The sequence below is a fragment of the Roseomonas sp. TAS13 genome (genome assembly GCF_001950415.1).
GTDB lineage: Bacteria > Pseudomonadota > Alphaproteobacteria > Acetobacterales > Acetobacteraceae > Roseomonas > Roseomonas mucosa.
Genome location: NZ_BDLP01000563.1, coordinates 1 through 2022, shown reverse-complemented (window position 1 = coordinate 2022; position 2022 = coordinate 1). Strand labels below are relative to the sequence as shown.

The following is a 2022-nucleotide window of genomic DNA, read 5'->3' as shown; positions in this document are numbered from 1 at the left end:
AGCTGTGCGTAGATGTGATCAAGAGACAGGCCCGCCGCGACCGCCCTGGCCCTGCCGGCCGCGGCGCAGCAGGATGCCGCGAAGCCCATCACCCTGGAGCTGAACCGGCTGGAGCCGAAGCCCGACCTGCAGCCGCCCGGCTGCCGCGCCTGGCTGCTGATGCGCAACCCCGGCGACACCGCCCTGGACCCGCTGCGGCTGGACCTGATCCTCTTCGGCAAGGACGGCGTGATCGCCCGCCGCCTGGCGCTGGATGTCGGCCCTCTGCCCGCCAGCAAGACGCTGGCCCGGATCTTCGACCTGTCCGGCCTGCCCTGCGACGGCATCACCGGCGTGCTGCTCAACGACCTCCTCGCCTGCGGGCCGGAGCCGGAAGGCCGCAGCGCCTGCCTGCCGCGGATCGCGACCTCGTCGCGCGTGCCGGGCGTGGGCTTCGACAAGTGACGCAGCCCGCCCCCTTCACCGAAACCCCGAGACGGAGGGTCTGACCCATGAATCCGGATGCCGCCCTTCCCGCCGCCGCCCTCCCCGCCGTGCCGGTGCCGCCGCCCCACGACCTGACCATGCTGGGCCTGTTCCTGCAGGCCGATATCGTGGTGAAGGTGGTGATGCTGCTGCTGATCCTGGCCTCGGTCGCCTGCTGGGCGATCATGGTCGAGAAGACCATCACCCTGGGCCGGCTGCGCCGCCAGGTCCGCAGCTTCGCCCGCATCGTGCATGACGGCCTGCCGACCGGCACCCCGGTGCAGCAGGACGGGCTGGCGGGCGAGACCCTCCAGGCCGGCCTGCGCGAATGGCGCGAGGGCCGCGAGGAGGACGAGAGTCGCGCCGAGTTCCGCGACCGCATGGAACGCTCCATGCGCGGGATGCTGACCAAGGCGCTGCGCCGCGCCGAGCCGGGCCTGCCGATCCTGGCTACCACCGGCTCCGTCGCCCCCTTCGTCGGCCTGTTCGGCACGGTCTGGGGCATCATGAACAGCTTCCAGGGCATCGCCGCCAGCAACGACACCTCGCTCGCCGTGGTGGCGCCGGGCATCGCCGAGGCGCTCTTCGCCACGGCGATCGGCCTCTTCGCCGCCATCCCGGCGGTCATGGCCTATAACCGCTTCAACGTCGCCATCGCCCGCATCCGCCAGGAAGGCGCGGCCGCCGCCGGGGACCTGGCCGCCAACCTGTCGCGCCGCGCCAACACCCGCCTGCGCGCCGCGGCGGAGTAGGGCATTCCACCATGGCCTTTGCCGGACCCGATCTCGGCGGCGACGAGGACGACGCGCGCCCGCTCGCCGAGATGAACGTCACGCCCCTGGTGGACGTGATGCTGGTGCTGCTGATCATCTTCATGGTCGCCGCCCCGATGATGGTGGTGGGCGTTCCCGTGAACCTGCCCAAGACCTCCGCCGCCCGCGTCGCCGCGCCCAAGCCGCCCGTGGTGCTGACCGTGAACCGCGAGGGCCGCACCTTCATCAAGCAGGACGAGGTGCCCGAGGCCGAGGTCGGCACCCGCATCAAGGAAGCCCAGGGGGATGACCCCGACACCCCCGTCTATGTGCGCGGCGACCGCGACACCCCCTATGGCGTGGTTCTGCGCGTCATGGGCCGCATCACCGCCGCCGGCATCTCCCGCGTCTCGCTGATCGCCGAGGCGGAGCCGGGCACGCCCCCCGTCCAGGCGCGCTGATCCCATGGCAACGCGCGCGCAGGTCCTCGGCTGGGGGACTTCCCTGGTGCTGCATGCGGCGGTGGCCGTGCCGCTGTTCCTGACCCCCGAGCCCCCTCCTTCGGCCGCCGAGGTGGAGATGCCGGTCGAGCTGGCGGTGATGGCCCCCCAGGAAACGCCGGACAACCCGGCCGAGGCCTCGGAGCCCGCCGCGGCCCCGCCGCCCGCCGAGACCGTCAAGGCCGTGGAGCCGCCTCCGCCAACCGAGGCCGAACCGCCCCCGCCCATGCAGGCCGCCGAGCCCCCGCCGGTGCAGACGGCCGAGCCGCCGCCCGTGACCGAGCCGGTGAAGCCGGAGCCGGCGG

The 2022-nt window shown here is 73.1% G+C and carries 3 protein-coding genes and 1 pseudogene; all 4 read left to right on the top strand.

What is annotated here, in order from left to right; all coding sequences use genetic code 11:
- Nucleotides 1-159: 159 nt before the first annotated feature.
- Nucleotides 160-444 (top strand): hypothetical protein, encoded by a 285-nt coding sequence (locus ROTAS13_RS23600; protein WP_253187754.1) that lies wholly within the window; start codon nt 160-162, stop codon nt 442-444.
- Nucleotides 445-491: 47 nt separating this feature from the next.
- Nucleotides 492-1217: a MotA/TolQ/ExbB proton channel family protein gene (locus ROTAS13_RS23595; RefSeq protein WP_019459599.1), complete on the top strand. Its 726-nt coding sequence runs from the start codon at nt 492-494 to the stop codon at nt 1215-1217.
- An 11-nt stretch (nt 1218-1228) separates the two neighbouring features.
- A complete protein-coding gene (locus ROTAS13_RS23590) occupies nt 1229-1678 on the top strand; it encodes an ExbD/TolR family protein (RefSeq protein WP_019459600.1) in 450 nt (149 codons plus the stop codon).
- A gap of 4 nt (nt 1679-1682) precedes the next feature.
- Nucleotides 1683-2022: pseudogene (locus ROTAS13_RS23585) on the top strand (hypothetical protein); the annotation flags it as partial.

What these genes read in the sequence shown, in the direction of transcription:
- ROTAS13_RS23600 (WP_253187754.1), top strand. Translation starts at nt 160, where the DNA reads ATGCGCAACCCCGGCGACACCGCCCTGGACCCGCTGCGGCTGGACCTG.
- ROTAS13_RS23590 (WP_019459600.1), top strand. Translation starts at nt 1,229, where the DNA reads ATGGCCTTTGCCGGACCCGATCTCGGCGGCGACGAGGACGACGCGCGC.
- ROTAS13_RS23595 (WP_019459599.1), top strand. Translation starts at nt 492, where the DNA reads ATGAATCCGGATGCCGCCCTTCCCGCCGCCGCCCTCCCCGCCGTGCCG.